A 15,446-nucleotide genomic window follows, 5' to 3' on the forward strand; every position below is an offset into this window, starting at 1 on the left:
CTGGTACTGACCGATAGCGCAGAGGTGCCGCTGCAGGATGACCGCATTATCGTGCTGCCCGACCTGCTAAGCCGGATGCCGCAACTGGCTGCGCACTTTTATCAGCAACCACAACAGCATCTGCAGCTAATCGGTATTACCGGCACCAATGGAAAATCCAGTACCAGTTGTTTTATTAATCAGCTGGCCGAGTACTGTGATACGCCGGCAGCTGTGATTGGCACCCTGGGCTATGGCCACTGGCAGCAGCTGACGCCACTGCTGAATACCACACCGCATTATATTGAAGTACAACGCATTCTGGCCGGGTTTGTCGCGGATAAGCGTCAGCTGGCCGCCATGGAGGTGTCATCGCATGCGCTGGCGCAGCAACGGGTGGCCGGCGTTCAGTTTCAGGTAGCAGTATTGACTAATTTAAGCCGTGACCATCTGGATTATCATGGCAGCATGGCAGAGTACGGTCAGGCAAAAAGCCTGTTATTCCAGCCTGATATGAGCCGCTGTGCGGTGCTCAATGTGTCTGACGCGCTGGGTAAGGCGCTTGCCAGTCGTCATGATATTCCGGTATGGGTTTATGGTAAAGCCGAGGATTGCCAGGGGCACAGCCGCTTCCTCGGCTATCACCAGCTTAAAGCCACCCGGCACGGCTTTGAATGTCTGTTAACCAGCCAGGCTGGTGAGCACAAGCTGCAGTTACCGCTTTTGGGCGAATTTAATATTCAGAACGTGTTAGCCGCGATCAGCAGCTTGCTGGCGCTGGGTTACGACTTAACAGAATTACTGCAGGGCGCAAGCAAGCTGAAACCGCTGGCAGGCAGGATGGAGCAGTTTGCGTTCAGCCAGGGCGTTACGGTCGTGGTCGATTACGCCCATACACCTGACGCCTTGCAGCAGGCACTTAAGGCGTTACGTCGCCATTGCGGTGGCCGGTTATGGTGTGTGTTCGGTTGTGGCGGCGATCGTGATAAAGGCAAGCGGCCACTAATGGGCCAGCTGGCGCAGCAACATGCCGATCATTGCATTGTTACCTCAGATAATCCGCGCAGCGAAGCGCCATTGCAAATCTGTCAGGACATCGCTGCAGGTATGCAGCAGACAGATAATTACCGGATTGAACCTAACCGCCAACAGGCAATTAAGCTGGCTTTAGCCAGTGCTCAGCCCGGTGATGTGATACTGCTGGCAGGCAAGGGCCACGAGACCACCCAGATTATCGGGCAGGAACACCACCACTATGATGAACGTGCTTACGTGCGGCAACTTATGTCGGAGATGGCATTATGATAACGCTAAGCTGTGCAGAAATAGCCACCCTTTTACAGGGACAATTAATCGGCACCGATCATTTAATCAGTGAGGTCAGTACCGACAGCCGGACGATTAACGCCGGCGCCCTGTTTATTGCCTTAAAGGGCCCGAACTTTGATGGCAGTCGTTTTGTTGATGACGTGATCGCCAAAGGTGCGGCAGCAATTGTTACCGAGCGGCCGCTGCCGGCAGATATCAGTCAGATAGTGGTCGCTGATACCCGGCTGGCGCTGGGCCAGCTGGGCGCAGCAGTTAAAGCCAGGCTGCTGCCGAAAACTATTGCCGTCACCGGTAGTGCCGGAAAAACAACGGTCAAAGAAATGCTGGCGGCGATATTAAGTCGATGCGGCCAGGTACTGGCCACTCAGGGCAATTTTAATAACGATATTGGTGTGCCTTTAACCCTGTTACGGTTGACACCGGATGACCATTTTGCGGTGATGGAGCTGGGCGCGAATCATGCCGGTGAAATTGCCTACACCACATCACTGGTCAAACCAGATGTTGCGATTATTACCAACGCTGCTGCGTCGCACCTGGAAGGTTTTGGCGACACTTTCGGCGTGGCCAGGGCAAAAAGCGAAATTTTCTCAGGCGTCGCTGATGGTGGTATTGCCATTATGCAACATGACAGTGAGTTTACCGAATATTGGCGTAACCGTTGTAAGCGGTTGAAAATAGTGAGTTTTGCTAGCAATCACCGGCCTGGCAGCGTGACTGATAACAGTACTGCCGATATCAGGGCCGAGCAAATCAGTCTGAATAATCAGGGTTGTGCTCAGTTTAAGCTGGTCTACCACAATGAGCAGGTGCTGGTGCAGCTGAGCCTGCCGGGCAAGCACAATGTTGCCAATGCCCTGGCGGCGGCGGCTGCGGCAATGGCGGTGGGGGCGAAGCTTAGCGATGTGCAGCTGGGGCTGGCGCAGATGGCCGGGGTAAAAGGCCGTACTAATATTATCGAGCTGAGCAACAACATCAGGCTGATTGACGACAGCTATAACGCCAATGTTGAGTCGGTAAAAGCAGCAATTGACTTACTGGCCAGTTATCCCGGCTACCGGGTGCTGCTGTTAGGAGACATGGCTGAACTGGGCGCTGATGCAAGGCGGTACCACGAGGAAATCGGCATTTTTGCCAAAGACGCCGGCATTAATCTGTTATTCACCCTCGGTGTGTTATCACAGAGCGCCAGTGACTTGTTTAACGGACAAGGCTCACATTTCAGCTCGCGGCAGCCGATGTTAGACCGGCTGATACCGCTTATTACAACCCAGCAAAATGTCACCATACTCGTTAAGGGCTCTCGAAGTGCGAAAATGGAGTTAGTTGTGCAGGACTTGCTAGAACGATGTCAGCAGGAGCGTAGCCCATGTTAGTGTGGTTAGCCGAATATTTAACGCAGTACATTAGCTTTTTTAATGTGTTCAGCTATCTGACCTTCCGGTCAATTCTGGGCGTGTTAACGTCCTTATTTTTAAGTCTGTATTTTGGGCCGATCCTGATTGCCCGGTTACAGAAAATGCAGATTGGCCAGGTTGTACGCAATGATGGTCCGGAAAGTCACTTTTCAAAAAAAGGCACGCCAACGATGGGTGGGCTGCTGATTCTGATGTCAATTCTGGTCAGTACCCTGTTGTGGGCAAATCTCAGTAATAAATATGTCTGGGTTGTTCTGTTTGTGCTGGTCAGTTTCGGCATCATCGGCTTTGTCGACGATTACCGCAAAGTGATCCGCAAAGACCCGAAAGGCCTGATTGCCCGCTGGAAATATTTCTGGCAGTCAGTGTTTGCCATTATCACCGCCTTGTTTCTGTATATGACTGCTGAGCGGCCTGCTGAAACGGCGCTGCTGGTCCCGTTTTTAAAAGATGTTATGCCGCAATTAGGGTTGTTGTTTCTGGCATTAAGTTATTTTGTGATTGTCGGCACCAGCAATGCCGTTAACCTGACTGATGGCCTCGATGGGTTGGCGATCGTTCCCACTATTATGGTCGCCGGTGCGTTTGCCATTATTGCTTATGCCAGTGGCAACGTAAATTTTGCAGCTTATCTGAATATTCCCTATCTGCCTTATACCAGCGAACTTGTGGTGCTGTGTGCCGCCATGATTGGTGCCGGTCTCGGTTTTCTGTGGTTTAACACCTATCCGGCGCAGGTTTTTATGGGCGATGTGGGCTCCCTGGCGCTGGGTGCCGTGCTTGGCATCATAGCGATTTTAGTCCGCCAGGAGATAGTGCTGTTTATTATGGGTGGCATTTTTGTGATGGAAACCGTGTCAGTCATTTTGCAGGTCGGTTCTTACAAGCTGCGTAAGCAGCGGATTTTCCGGATGGCGCCGATTCATCATCACTACGAATTAAAGGGCTGGCCGGAACCGCGGGTTATCGTCCGCTTCTGGATCCTATCGATCATCTTTGTGCTGGTGGGTCTGGCGACCCTGAAACTGAGATAAGCTATGCAAATGAACCTTAACGCCAAACGCATTGCAGTAGTGGGGCTGGGCCTGTCAGGTCTGGCCACTGTACGCTTTTTGCTGGCGCAGGGGGTAAAACCGGTGCTGATGGACAGCCGAAGCAAGCCGGCCGGGTTGGAGCAAATTGCCACCGACAAGGTAGACGGAATTTATCTGGGTGAGTTTGACGCTAACCGGCTGGCGCAGATGGATATGATTATTGTCAGCCCGGGGCTGGCACCCAGTCACCCGGCCATCCGTTTTGCCAGGGCACAGGGCGTGGAAGTACTGGGCGATGTCGAGTTGTTTGCCCGTTATAACGATAAGCCGGTAATAGCTATTACCGGCTCTAATGGTAAGTCAACGGTAACCACGCTGGTCGCCGAGATGCTGCAGCAAAGCGGTATCAACGCCGTGGCTGCCGGTAATATTGGCTTGCCGGTGCTGGATGCTATCCGCCAGCAGGATGCGGCAGTCTTCGTGCTGGAACTGTCCAGCTTTCAGCTGGATACCACATCAAGCTTGCACAGCCGTGCCAGCTGTTTGCTGAATGTCAGCGCTGATCATCTGGATCGCTACAGCGATATGGCCGCGTATACGGCATCGAAACAGCGGGTATATCAGCACAGCGCTCTGGCCGTTTATAACCAGGCTGATCCGTTAACCTATCCGGGGGTGACCGCTGCTGACACAACACAGCTGGCAATCAGCCTGCAAGACGCCGACTATGGCATCAGCATTGTAAAAGGTGAGCCGTGGCTTAATGTTGCCGGCGAGCCGCTATTGCCGGTGAGTCAGTTGGCCATTACCGGCAGCCATAACCAGTTTAATGCGCTGGCAGCCGCAGCTTTGGCGCTGAGCTGCGGGGCCAGTCGAGCCGCAATTGCCCGCACCTTGCAACAGTTCGACGGGCTGGCGCATCGTTGCCAGCTGGTTAGGTCTGATAAAGGTGTGCGCTGGATAAACGATTCCAAGGCGACCAATATTGGTGCCACGCTGGCGGCAATTGCCGGTTTGCGTCCGTCCATCAGTGGCAAGCTGATCCTGATTGCCGGCGGCGATGCTAAAGGCGCCGATCTGACGGAATTACAACCCGTGCTGACCCGTGATGTTAACCACGTTATCACGTTGGGCCAGGATGGCCCGGCGATTGCCGCGCTGCACCCGCATGCCACTGAGGTTAAGGATTTGCAAAGCGCCGTGCAGCAGGCTGCCAAAATGGCGAAAAGTGGCGACATGGTGTTGTTATCGCCGGCGTGTGCCAGCCTGGATATGTTTAAAAGTTATGCCGAGCGCGGTGAGCTGTTCGCCAAAGCCGTTAAGGAGCTGAAACTATGAAGCAGCTTAGCTTAACTATCTGGCAGGGCGCCTGGCAAAATCCGTGGCACATTATCAGTGCAGCCTGGCAGCGCGAAGACAACGCGGCTTACGACAGACTGTTTTTAACGCTGCTGATGCTTATCCTGGCTATCGGCGTTGTTATGGTAACCAGCGCCTCCATGCCGGTCGCCGAGCGGTTATTCAATAACCCGTTGCATTTTACTATCCGCCATCTGGTCTATCTGGGTATTGGCCTGACGATGGCAGTATTAGTATTGCGGGTACCGGTAAGCTGGTGGCATCGTGGCAATATGTGGTTACTGCTGCTGGGTATTCTGTTGCTGGTGGCGGTATTGTTATTTGGTCGCAATGTTAACGGCAGTACCCGCTGGTTATCTTTAGGCCCTGTCGGGTTACAGGCTGCTGAGCCTGCCAAACTCTTCTTCTTTGTTTATCTGGCCAGTTATCTGGTGCGCCGGCATGAGGAAGTGCGGGACAATCTGAAAGGCTTTTTAAAGCCGTTAGCCGTATTGTTTTTATTTGCAGTGTTACTGCTGATGCAGCCGGATTTAGGCACCGTTATTGTAATGTTTGCCACTGCAGTTGCCTTACTATTTTTAGCCGGCGCCAAAATCTGGCAATTCCTTTGTTTAATGGCCACCGGCTTTATGGCCATTGGCGTGTTAATTGTCTACAGCGAATATCGCTGGAAGCGGGTTACAGCATTCCTGGACCCATGGGCAGACCCCTTTGGCAGCGGCTATCAACTAACCCAGTCGTTAATGGCTTTTGGCCGTGGCGGCTGGTTTGGTCAGGGGCTGGGTAACAGCATCCAGAAGCTGGAGTATCTGCCCGAAGCACATACCGACTTTATTCTGGCGGTGATTGCTGAGGAAACCGGTTTTATTGGTGTGGCCGTGCTGATGACGCTGCTGTTTGTGCTGGTATACCGGGCATTGTGGATTGGACAGCGCGCCCTGGCGAAGAAACTAAGCTTTCACGGTTTTATGGCCTATGCGCTAGCGATCTGGATTGGTTTTCAGGCTGCGGTAAATGTCGGTGTAGCCACCGGTGCGCTACCCACCAAAGGGCTAACGCTGCCTTTTGTCAGCTCAGGTGGCAGTAGCCTGGTGATTATGTTGCTGGCAGCCGGCTTGCTGCTGCGGATTGATTTTGAGGTGCGGCTTAAAGGCAAACAAGCGCTTAGCGGAGGCAAACATGGCTAAACCGCTGGCACTTATTATGGCAGGTGGCACCGGCGGCCATATTTTCCCGGCTCAGGCGGTGGCGAAGGCCCTGGCTGCTGAAGGCTGGGATATTGCCTGGCTGGGGAGCACTGATCGGATGGAAGCCAGGCTGGTGCCAGGTTTTGGCTGGCCATTTTACGGCATCCATGTTGCGGGTTTACGGGGTAAGGGGCTAGTCAGCAAACTGACTGCGCCCTGGATGCTGCTAAAAGCATTCTGGCAGGCGGCCACAGTATGTCGCCGGTTAAAGCCGGCGATAGCGCTGGGTTTTGGGGGCTATGCCAGTGGCCCGGGAGGCCTGGCCAGTTGGTTAAGCGGCACGCCCCTGCTTATTCATGAGCAAAATGCAGTAGCGGGCAGCACCAATAAACTACTGGCCCGCTTAGCGCAAAAGGTGCTGGTCGCTTTTGACAGTGCGTTTCAGGGTAACCGGAAACGTCAGCTGGTTGGCAATCCGATCCGCGCTGAGTTACTTAAGTGCCGTGCTGATCGCCCAGAGCCCGACAGCCTGAATATCTTAATTGTCGGCGGCAGTCTTGGCGCGCAAGCGCTGAACAGGGCGTTACCCGCCCAATTAACCGAACTGGCGAAAAGCGGCACTATTGCCATAAGGCATCAGACCGGCGTGGCAATGCTGGCAGAGGTTGAGCAGGCATACCAGCCATTGAAGGCTGACGGCTGTCAGGTAGAGGTTACAGCCTTTATTGATGACATGGCGGCAGCGTACCGCTGGGCTGATGTACTGATATGCCGCTCAGGAGCACTGACAGTAAGTGAAGTGGCAGCGGTTGGCGTGGCGGCTATTTTTGTGCCGTTGCCCGGCGCGATAGATGATCATCAGACCGCCAATGCCAGAGTGCTGGCTGACCGTGATGCGGCGGTGCTGTTGCCGCAATCGCAATTACAACAACAGGGGGTGCAGCCGGTTATGCAACCCTGGTTAACCGACAAGGCACCGCTGCAACAAATGGCGCAGCGTGCCAGAAATCTGGCAAAGACAGATGCGGCTGAGCAGATCGTCGCACTGTGCCGGCAAGTAACAGGACAAGTAGTATGATTAGCACACCGCAACAAAAAAAACAGGCTATGCGCCGGGTAGAGCGGATCCATTTTGTTGGTATCGGTGGGGCCGGTATGGGCGGTATTGCCGAAGTGCTGCTGAACGAGGGGTACAAAGTAACCGGCTCTGATCTGGCAGCCAACCCGGTCATCGAGCGGCTGGTATCGCTAGGCGCTGAGGTGAAATTTGGCCATCACGCCAGTCAGGTTGATGGCGCCAGTGTCGTGGTGGTATCCAGCGCGATTAAAGCTGCGAACCCGGAAGTGGCCGCCGCATTAGCACAGCGGATCCCGGTGGTGCGCCGGGCTGAAATGCTGGGTGAGCTGATGCGGTTCCGACACGGTATTGCGATTGCCGGCACGCATGGCAAAACCACCACCACCAGTTTACTGGCATCGATTTTTGCTGAAGCCGGCACCGATCCGACCTTTGTTATTGGTGGCTTACTGAATTCAGCAGGCTCTAACGCCCGGTTAGGTGCCGGCCGTTTTCTGATTGCTGAAGCCGATGAAAGCGATGCGTCGTTCCTGCATTTACAGCCGATGGCGACGGTGATTACCAATATCGAAGCCGATCATATGGACACTTATGACGGTGACTTTGAAAAGCTGAAAGCGACTTATCTGGAGTTTTGTCACAATCTGCCATTTTATGGCATGGCAGTGGTCTGTATTGACGATAAGGTGCTGCGCTCCCTGATCCCTGCCATTGGCCGCACCGTGCTGACCTATGGTTTCAGCGATGATGCCGATTACCGGGTTACTGATTTCAGACAACAGGGAACCCGTAGCTTTTTTGTCATCACTGATCCTGCCGGCAATCAGCGCGAAGTTCAGCTTAATTTACCCGGTAAACACAATGCATTAAACGCGACTGCTGCCTTTGCGCTGGCAACAGATGAGGGCATCAGTGAACAGGCTATTCTGGCTGCGCTGGGTAAATTTGAAGGCATTGGCCGGCGGTTTCAGCAATATGGTGAGTTCGACACCGGCCGGGGCAAGGTACTGCTGTTAGACGACTACGGCCACCATCCTACAGAAGTGGCCGCGACAATAGCCGCGGTGCGCAGCGCCTGGCCTGAGCGGCGGCTGGTGATGGCTTATCAGCCCCACCGGTTCAGCCGTACCCGCGACCTTTATGAAGATTTCACCCAGGTGTTGTCCAGTGTCGACAAATTACTGTTACTGGAAGTCTATGCTGCGGGCGAAGCCCCGATTGCCGGTGCTGACAGCCGTAACCTGTGCCGTTCTATCCGGGCGCGGGGCCAGATAGAACCGGTTTATGTGGCTGAGCCCAAAGCGCTGGCTGCTGCACTGGCTGAGGTACTGGAAGAGGGCGATATCGTATTGACTCAGGGCGCCGGTAATATTGGCGCCCTGGTAAAAGAGCTGGCCGCAACCGGACTGGATATCAACCGGTTAAAGCAATTGTCGGAGGAGGCAGTATGAGTAACTTTGGCAAAGTGGCAGTGATGTATGGTGGTCATTCTGCCGAGCGCGACGTATCGCTGCGCTCTGGCAAAGCGGTCCTCAATGCCTTACAGCAGGCCGGCGTCGATGCCGTGGCGTTTGACCCGGCTGAGCAGTCGCTGCCGGCATTGCTTAACGATGTGAAAGCGGAGCGGGTATTTATTGTGCTGCATGGCCGCGGCGGTGAAGACGGCACTATGCAGGGGGCACTGCAGTTGCTCGGTTTGCCTTATACCGGCAGCGGTGTGCTGGGATCAGCACTGGCCATGGATAAAATCCGGTGTAAACGTTTATTTATAGCTCAGCAGCTGCCTACAGCCCCTTTTGCCGTGGTGCACAGCGAGACGATTGATTACGCCGGATTACTGGATCAGCTGGGTGGCAAAGTTATGGTAAAGCCTGCCAATGAAGGGTCCAGCATTGGCATGAGTGCCGCCAGCACTGCAGCAGAGCTGGAGCAGGCTATCGCCGCAGCTTTACAGTATGACAGCGAAATTCTGGTGGAGCGCTGGATCAATGGCCGGGAGTTTACCATCGCCATTTTGGGGGAGACGGTGCTGCCGGTTGTAGAGATGCGTACCCCGCGGCCATTTTATGATTACGAAGCAAAATATCAGGCAAACAGTACTGAGTATCTGTGTCCGGCACCCCTGACGGCAGAGCAGACGACGGTAATGCAGCGTGATGCTCTGGCTGCATTTAAAGCGGTAGGTGCGTCAGGCTGGGGCCGGGTTGATTTAATGCTGAACGAGCAGGGTGAGCACTTTTTACTGGAAGTGAATACGGTACCAGGTATGACCGAAAAGTCACTGGTGCCTATGGCAGCTAAAGCGGCCGGCTTAAGTTTCAGTGAGCTGGTGCTGCGTATTTTACAGCAAACCCTGGCCGTCAATCACAGGGAACAGGACTAATAAAATGAGCTTGAGTCAGCTTTTTCAGCGGCTAGCAGACAGGCAACACAGTCACCACAAACCCGGTTTTATTGCCGGACTGGTGTTTTTTGTGCTCGCTCTGGGGATGCTTAGCTGGGGAGGGCTGCAGGTTTATGGCTGGATACAGAGCCAGCAGGGCGCGCCGATTAAACAGGTGCGGTTATACGGTAACTTCCAGCATATTCAGCAACAGCTGTTACAACAGCAACTGCAACAGGAATATGTCGGGAATTTTTTTCGGGTAAACGTTGATCAGGTGCAGCAGTTCCTGCAGCAACAGCCCTGGGTTTATCAGGCAGCCGTGCGCAAACAATGGCCTGATACCCTGGTGGTGGTGGTGACAGAGCAGCAGCCGGTCGCAATCTGGAATCAGCAACAGTTGCTTAATAATAAAGGGGAGTTGTTTATTGCCCCGTTAAATGAGCTGATCCCGGCATTGCCGAAGCTCCACGGCCCCGAGGGCAGTGAGCAGGATGCCCTGACAATGTTTCATCATATACAGGCACTGTTGCAGTTACATCAGTTCAGCGCTGAGCAGCTGTGGTTAACCGAGCGGTTTTCCTGGCGGCTGCAACTGCAGGGAGGAGTAGCGTTGCAACTGGGGCGGCAGGACACGATGAAACGAATACAACGCTTTATCGAGTTGTACCCGGCGATGCAGCAGCACCGGGAACAGGAATTAGCTGAAGTCGATTTACGCTATGACACCGGCATTGCCGTGCGTTATGCCAATACGGAGCCAAAGAGAAAAGCATGACAAAGTCGATTGAACGAGATCTGATAGTAGGGCTGGACATCGGTACTGCACAGATTAAAGCTGTGGTAGGCGAGATCACCCCGGACAACCGTCTTAGTATTGTCGGGGTGGGTACCCATGCTTCGCGTGGCATGGACAAAGGCGGCGTTAATGATTTGAATCTGGTGGTGCAGGCGGTGCAGCGGGCAATTAATGAGGCTGAGTTAATGGCCGACTGCCAGATCTCGTCGGTGTATTTAGGGATCACCGGTAAACATATCCGCTGTCAGAACGAAAGTGGCATGGTGCCGATTAACGATACCGAGGTTACCGCGGATGATGTGGCCAGCGTAATTCACGCGGCCAAGTCTGTGCCTATTTCAGCTGAGCGACGGATGTTACATGTATTGCCGCAGGAATTTTCGGTGGACATGCAGGAAGGTATTAAAAGTCCGGTCGGCATGTCTGGCGTAAGAATGGAAGCAAAAGCCCACATTATTACCTGTGCTAACGATATGGCGAAAAATATTGAAAAATGTGTTGAACGCTGCGGTCTGGCAGTCGATCAGCTTATTTTCTCGTCACTGGCTTCCAGTTATGCAGTATTAACCGACGATGAAAAAGAGCTGGGAGTCTGTGTGGTCGACATGGGCGGCGGTACTATCGATTTATCCATTTACACCAACGGTGCATTGCGCCATACCGCCGTGATTCCAGTCGCCGGTAACCAGGTTACCAGCGATATTGCGAAAATCTTCCGCACGCCAATCAGCCATGCAGAAGATATTAAAGTGCAGTACGCCTGCGCCCTGCGCAGTATGGTAGGGAAAGAAGAAAGTATTGAAGTCCCCAGTGTTGGCGGCAGACCGGCGCGTTCTATGTCGCGTCATACCCTGGCGGAAGTTGTCGAGCCGCGCTACCACGAATTATTCGAGCTGGTGCTGGAAGAAATCCGCAGCTCCGGCCTGGAAGAGCAAATTGCGGCAGGCTTGGTACTAACCGGTGGTACCTCAAAGATGGAAGGGGCCGTGGAGTTTGCCGAAGACGTGTTTCAGATGCCGGTGCGGGTAGGGCAACCCATGCATGTCAGCGGGTTAAAAGAATATGTGCAGGACCCGGCCTACGCCAGCGTAGTGGGCTTACTGCTGTATGGTAAAGATGTACGGGCCCAGCAAAAAAGTGCGGCGTTAAGCCGCGATCCAGTGAGCAGTTTGCTGAAAAAAATCAGCAGCTGGTTTAAAGGTGAGTTTTAAAGAGCGTAAAAAACGGAGAGAGAGCTATGTTTGAGTTAATGGAAAACCACAGCCAAGAAGCTGTCATTAAAGTAATAGGTGTTGGTGGCGGCGGCGGCAACGCAGTTGAATATATGGTCGCCAGTAATATTGAAGGGGTTGAGTTTGTTGCTGCGAATACCGACGCTCAGGCGCTGCGTAATTCGTCTGCGAACATTACTTTGCAACTGGGCGCCGGGGTCACCAAAGGTTTGGGTGCCGGTGCCAATCCGGAAATTGGCCGCCGTTCAGCGGAAGAAGACCGGGAAACCATTAAGAAGACGCTGCAGGGCGCCGATATGATTTTTATCGCTGCCGGCATGGGTGGTGGTACTGGTACGGGTGCGGCTCCTATCGTGGCTGAGGTTGCACGCGAGCTGGGTATTTTAACGGTTGCTGTGGTAACCAAACCCTTCCCGTTTGAAGGTAAAAAGCGCACTGCCTACGCTGACGAAGGCATTCTGGAGCTTAGCAAGTATGTTGACTCGCTGATCACTATTCCGAATGACAAGCTGTTAAAAGTGTTAGGCAAAGGGACCAGTCTGCTGGATGCGTTCAAAGCAGCTAACAATGTGTTGCTGGGCGCAGTGCAGGGTATTGCTGAACTAATAACACGGCCGGGTCTGATCAACGTCGACTTTGCTGACGTACGTACTGTGATGTCTGAAATGGGTACCGCTATGATGGGCACCGGTCGTGCGACGGGTCCTGACCGTGCTGAGGAAGCGGCCGAGCAGGCAATTTCCAGTCCGCTGTTGGAAGATATCGACTTGTCAGGTGCTAAAGGCATTCTGGTTAACATTACTGCCGGTCTTGATATCAGCATTGAAGAGTTTGAAATTGTCGGTAACGCAGTAAAAGCCTTCGCGTCAGAAAACGCGACTGTGGTAGTCGGTGCCGTAATCGATCCGGAAATGCATGATGAATTACGGGTTACCGTGGTTGCTACCGGTATCGGGGCAGATCGTCGGCCGGACATCAGCCTGGTACCAAACCACCGCGCTGAACCGGTACAGGCCTATGTGCAGCAGGGTAACACCATGCGTCATGCTGCACCGGCAGCTAATCCGCAGAAAGAAGAAGCACTGCAGGTGAAAACCCAGCCGGAAAGCAAAGGCGGTATCGATATTTTTGATATTCCGGCGTTTTTACGCAAGCAGGCAGACTAAGCGGCAGGTGGTGGCCCGTTGTCAGTGGTTTGGCAAACGCCCGGTGTGCAAAGTAAATATTAGTAACAGTTGAAGTTAAGCTGCAGTTCAGCTGGAGTTAGTCAGGATGATGACTGACCAACATTGCCATTAAATTGGTAAAGCTGCTGAAGTTATGCTAAGCTTCGCCGCCATTTTGTGATTGCTTAAATTTTGAGCAGGAAGAAATTATGATTAAACAACGTACCGTCGCTAAAACAGTCAGTACTATTGGTGTTGGGTTACACAAGGGTGAAAAGGTTACGCTCACTCTCCGGCCTGCACCTGACAACACGGGCATTATGTTCCGTCGTGTTGACCTTGAGCCAATAGTCGACTTTAAAGTTACCCCGCAAATGGTGGGTGACACGGTGATGTGTACCTGTTTAATTAATGAGCAGGGCGTGCGGCTGTCTACGACTGAGCATTTAATGGCGGCTATTGCCGGCCTGGGCATCGATAACCTGATTATCGAAGTGGATGCGGCTGAAATTCCTATTATGGATGGCAGCGCTAATCCATTTGTTTACCTGTTGCTGGAAGCTGGCATCAGCGAGCAGAAGCTGGCAAAGAAATTTATCAGAATCAAGCGCACGGTGCGGGTAGAAGATGGCGATAAATGGGCTGAAATCCGCCCGCACAATGGTTTTAAAATCGATTTTGCCATCGACTTTAACCATCCGGTGATTGCCGAAACCACGCAGCGGATGCAAATGGATTTCTCGGCGGCTGGCTTTATCAAAGATATCAGCCGGGCTCGTACCTTCGGTTTTTTGCACGATATTGAATACCTGCGGGCTAATAATCTGGCATTAGGCGGTAGCTTCGATAACGCTGTGGTACTGGATGAATTTCGGGTATTAAACCAGGACGGCCTGCGCTATGAAGATGAATTTATTAAACATAAAATTCTTGATGCCATTGGTGATTTATATATGGCGGGTTACAGTGTGCTCGGCGAGTTTATTTCGTACAAAACCGGCCACGCCTTAAATAACCAGTTATTGTGCGCGGTATTAGCCGAACAGGAAAACTGGGAATTTGTCAGCTTTGAAGATAAAGCCGACATGCCTATCTCTTATCTGGCACCGCAAATGGCCTGATCCAACTCTCAGACTAAAAAAACCGGCATAATGTCGGTTTTTTTATTTCGGCGCCAAAAAAAGATCCAAGTGAATACGTTATGCACTGCTAGCCTTTTTCAGGGCTTATCTGGCAAGTAACCGGGCCAGGGCTTGTTTTACTTTGTCGTCACTTTGTTCCAGGGCCTGTTCCAGCGCGGCGCGCGCCTTGTCGGACAAATTAGGTTGTCTGGCAGTGGCCACCGCGTTGGCAGGGGTTTTGGTGGTGGGCCGGGCCATCTGGCCATGCGGTGACACTTCAATATCAATTCCGGCTAAATCAGGCAAGATTTTTTGCCGGAAATTGTCTAGAATGGCATCGCGCTGCATCTTTAACCGGTTTGCCCAGCCTGGCGATTGACATAAAATAACGGCCCGCCCGGCTTTAATGCTCGACACCTGACAAAAACTCAGTTGCTCGAGCTGCAGAATGTGGCATAACTCGGTATTTAATTTGCTAACAAGTTCATACTGTTGCTGCATCGCTGCCAGCGAACTCTGGCCAAACAGCTTGGTGAGATCTTCAGGTTTATGGCTATAGCGTTTCATCAACAGCGTACTTTAATGGCTTAATCGCGGGCCAGTAAGTGTAACAGGTTTTATCGGTGCTGGCACAAATCGGCGGGCTTGAAACCCGTTCTGCCTGGCACCATATCCTGCCCATAGCCGCTTGACCGGCAGGCAGTAAAGCACAACGACAATAAATAACTGGCCTGGCCAGGGCTGCAAAGCAGTTTTAACTTAAATGGTATCTGGATAATGTTTGGAAAATTTTTCGCCAAATTAGTTGGCAGCCGTAACGACCGCTTCCTGAAAAAACAGCAGAAATATGTGAAGCAGATTAATGCCCTGGAAGCTGAATACCAGGCCTTATCCGACGAAGCCTTAAAGCAGAAAACCGCTGAATTTAAGCAACGGGTGCAGCAGGGCGCCAGCCTGGACGACATTTTACCTGAAGCCTTTGCCACGGTGCGGGAGGCCAGCACCCGGGTATTTAACATGCGCCATTTTGATGTGCAGTTACTCGGCGGTATCGTGCTGCATCAGGGCCGTATTTCGGAAATGCGCACCGGTGAAGGTAAAACACTTACTGCCACCTTGCCGGCTTATTTAAATGCATTAAGCGGCAAAAGCGTGCATGTTATCACCGTCAATGATTACCTGGCACGGCGCGATGCCCAAACCAACGAGCCGCTGTTCAGTTTCCTTGGTTTAAGCGTTGGCGTAAACGTGCCGGGGATGGCACATCAGGCTAAGCAACAGGCGTATCAGGCTGATATTACTTACGGTACCAACAATGAATTTGGCTTTGATTACCTGCGCGACAATATGGCATTTTCGCC

13 protein-coding genes and 1 pseudogene are annotated in these 15,446 nt (G+C 52.7%); 13 read left to right on the top strand and 1 reads right to left on the bottom strand.

Annotated features, from left to right (window positions below; translation table 11 throughout):
• The 12 genes from R3177_RS07550 to lpxC all read left to right on the top strand — a co-directional run.
• Positions 1-1,284: UDP-N-acetylmuramoyl-L-alanyl-D-glutamate--2,6-diaminopimelate ligase (locus R3177_RS07550; RefSeq protein ID WP_318970429.1), on the top strand; the 1,284-nt coding region annotated here is incomplete at its 5' end.
• Entirely contained in the window at positions 1,281-2,684 is a 1,404-nt protein-coding gene (locus R3177_RS07555) for a UDP-N-acetylmuramoyl-tripeptide--D-alanyl-D-alanine ligase (RefSeq protein WP_318970430.1), read from the top strand. The genes R3177_RS07550 and R3177_RS07555, both read left to right, overlap by 4 nt.
• Positions 2,678-3,760: a phospho-N-acetylmuramoyl-pentapeptide-transferase gene (mraY, locus tag R3177_RS07560; RefSeq protein ID WP_318970431.1), complete on the top strand. Its 1,083-nt coding sequence runs from the start codon at positions 2,678-2,680 to the stop codon at positions 3,758-3,760. The genes R3177_RS07555 and mraY overlap by 7 nt, the downstream gene beginning before the upstream one ends.
• A gap of 3 nt (positions 3,761-3,763) precedes the next feature.
• Positions 3,764-5,098 (top strand): UDP-N-acetylmuramoyl-L-alanine--D-glutamate ligase, encoded by a 1,335-nt coding sequence (murD, locus tag R3177_RS07565; protein WP_318970432.1) that lies wholly within the window; start codon positions 3,764-3,766, stop codon positions 5,096-5,098.
• Positions 5,095-6,306 (top strand): cell division protein FtsW, encoded by a 1,212-nt coding sequence (gene ftsW, locus R3177_RS07570; protein WP_318970433.1) that lies wholly within the window; start codon positions 5,095-5,097, stop codon positions 6,304-6,306. Before murD ends, ftsW begins: the two co-directional genes overlap by 4 nt.
• A complete protein-coding gene (gene murG, locus R3177_RS07575) occupies positions 6,299-7,384 on the top strand; it encodes an undecaprenyldiphospho-muramoylpentapeptide beta-N-acetylglucosaminyltransferase (protein WP_318970434.1) in 1,086 nt (361 codons plus the stop codon). The genes ftsW and murG overlap by 8 nt, the downstream gene beginning before the upstream one ends.
• Complete coding sequence (gene murC / locus R3177_RS07580; RefSeq protein WP_318970435.1) at positions 7,381-8,835, top strand: UDP-N-acetylmuramate--L-alanine ligase; 1,455 nt, start codon at positions 7,381-7,383, stop codon at positions 8,833-8,835. The genes murG and murC overlap by 4 nt, the downstream gene beginning before the upstream one ends.
• Positions 8,832-9,767, top strand: a complete 936-nt coding sequence (locus R3177_RS07585; RefSeq protein ID WP_318970436.1) for a D-alanine--D-alanine ligase — start codon at positions 8,832-8,834, stop codon at positions 9,765-9,767. The genes murC and R3177_RS07585 overlap by 4 nt, the downstream gene beginning before the upstream one ends.
• Before the next feature lie 4 nt (positions 9,768-9,771).
• Positions 9,772-10,545, top strand: a complete 774-nt coding sequence (locus R3177_RS07590; RefSeq protein ID WP_318970437.1) for a cell division protein FtsQ/DivIB — start codon at positions 9,772-9,774, stop codon at positions 10,543-10,545.
• Positions 10,542-11,777, top strand: a complete 1,236-nt coding sequence (ftsA, locus tag R3177_RS07595) for a cell division protein FtsA (protein ID WP_318970438.1) — start codon at positions 10,542-10,544, stop codon at positions 11,775-11,777. The genes R3177_RS07590 and ftsA overlap by 4 nt, the downstream gene beginning before the upstream one ends.
• Positions 11,778-11,803: 26 nt before the next feature.
• The gene (ftsZ, locus tag R3177_RS07600; protein WP_318970439.1) at positions 11,804-12,964 is read left to right on the top strand and encodes a cell division protein FtsZ; all 1,161 of its coding nucleotides are present in this window, start codon (positions 11,804-11,806) and stop codon (positions 12,962-12,964) included.
• Between the two features lie 209 nt (positions 12,965-13,173).
• A complete protein-coding gene (gene lpxC, locus R3177_RS07605; RefSeq protein WP_318970440.1) occupies positions 13,174-14,085 on the top strand; it encodes a UDP-3-O-acyl-N-acetylglucosamine deacetylase in 912 nt (303 codons plus the stop codon).
• A gap of 105 nt (positions 14,086-14,190) precedes the next feature.
• Here the strand turns inward: lpxC and R3177_RS07610 are convergent, their stop codons facing one another.
• Positions 14,191-14,652: a DciA family protein gene (locus R3177_RS07610; RefSeq protein ID WP_318970441.1), complete on the bottom strand. Its 462-nt coding sequence runs from the start codon at positions 14,650-14,652 to the stop codon at positions 14,191-14,193.
• A gap of 210 nt (positions 14,653-14,862) precedes the next feature.
• Between R3177_RS07610 and secA the strand changes: the two are divergent.
• A pseudogene (gene secA, locus R3177_RS07615) lies at positions 14,863-15,446 on the top strand (preprotein translocase subunit SecA); the annotation flags it as partial.

It is taken from the genome of Arsukibacterium sp. (assembly GCF_033722355.1).
GTDB lineage: Bacteria > Pseudomonadota > Gammaproteobacteria > Enterobacterales > Alteromonadaceae > Alishewanella.

Bases quoted from the DNA above. Each gene is read 5' to 3' on its own strand.
- R3177_RS07555 (WP_318970430.1), top strand. From the start codon at position 1,281: ATGATAACGCTAAGCTGTGCAGAAATAGCCACCCTTTTACAGGGACAA.
- mraY (WP_318970431.1), top strand. From the start codon at position 2,678: ATGTTAGTGTGGTTAGCCGAATATTTAACGCAGTACATTAGCTTTTTT.
- murD (WP_318970432.1), top strand. From the start codon at position 3,764: ATGCAAATGAACCTTAACGCCAAACGCATTGCAGTAGTGGGGCTGGGC.
- ftsW (WP_318970433.1), top strand. From the start codon at position 5,095: ATGAAGCAGCTTAGCTTAACTATCTGGCAGGGCGCCTGGCAAAATCCG.
- murG (WP_318970434.1), top strand. From the start codon at position 6,299: ATGGCTAAACCGCTGGCACTTATTATGGCAGGTGGCACCGGCGGCCAT.
- murC (WP_318970435.1), top strand. From the start codon at position 7,381: ATGATTAGCACACCGCAACAAAAAAAACAGGCTATGCGCCGGGTAGAG.
- R3177_RS07585 (WP_318970436.1), top strand. From the start codon at position 8,832: ATGAGTAACTTTGGCAAAGTGGCAGTGATGTATGGTGGTCATTCTGCC.
- R3177_RS07590 (WP_318970437.1), top strand. From the start codon at position 9,772: ATGAGCTTGAGTCAGCTTTTTCAGCGGCTAGCAGACAGGCAACACAGT.
- ftsA (WP_318970438.1), top strand. From the start codon at position 10,542: ATGACAAAGTCGATTGAACGAGATCTGATAGTAGGGCTGGACATCGGT.
- ftsZ (WP_318970439.1), top strand. From the start codon at position 11,804: ATGTTTGAGTTAATGGAAAACCACAGCCAAGAAGCTGTCATTAAAGTA.
- lpxC (WP_318970440.1), top strand. From the start codon at position 13,174: ATGATTAAACAACGTACCGTCGCTAAAACAGTCAGTACTATTGGTGTT.
- R3177_RS07610 (WP_318970441.1), bottom strand. From the start codon at position 14,652: ATGAAACGCTATAGCCATAAACCTGAAGATCTCACCAAGCTGTTTGGC.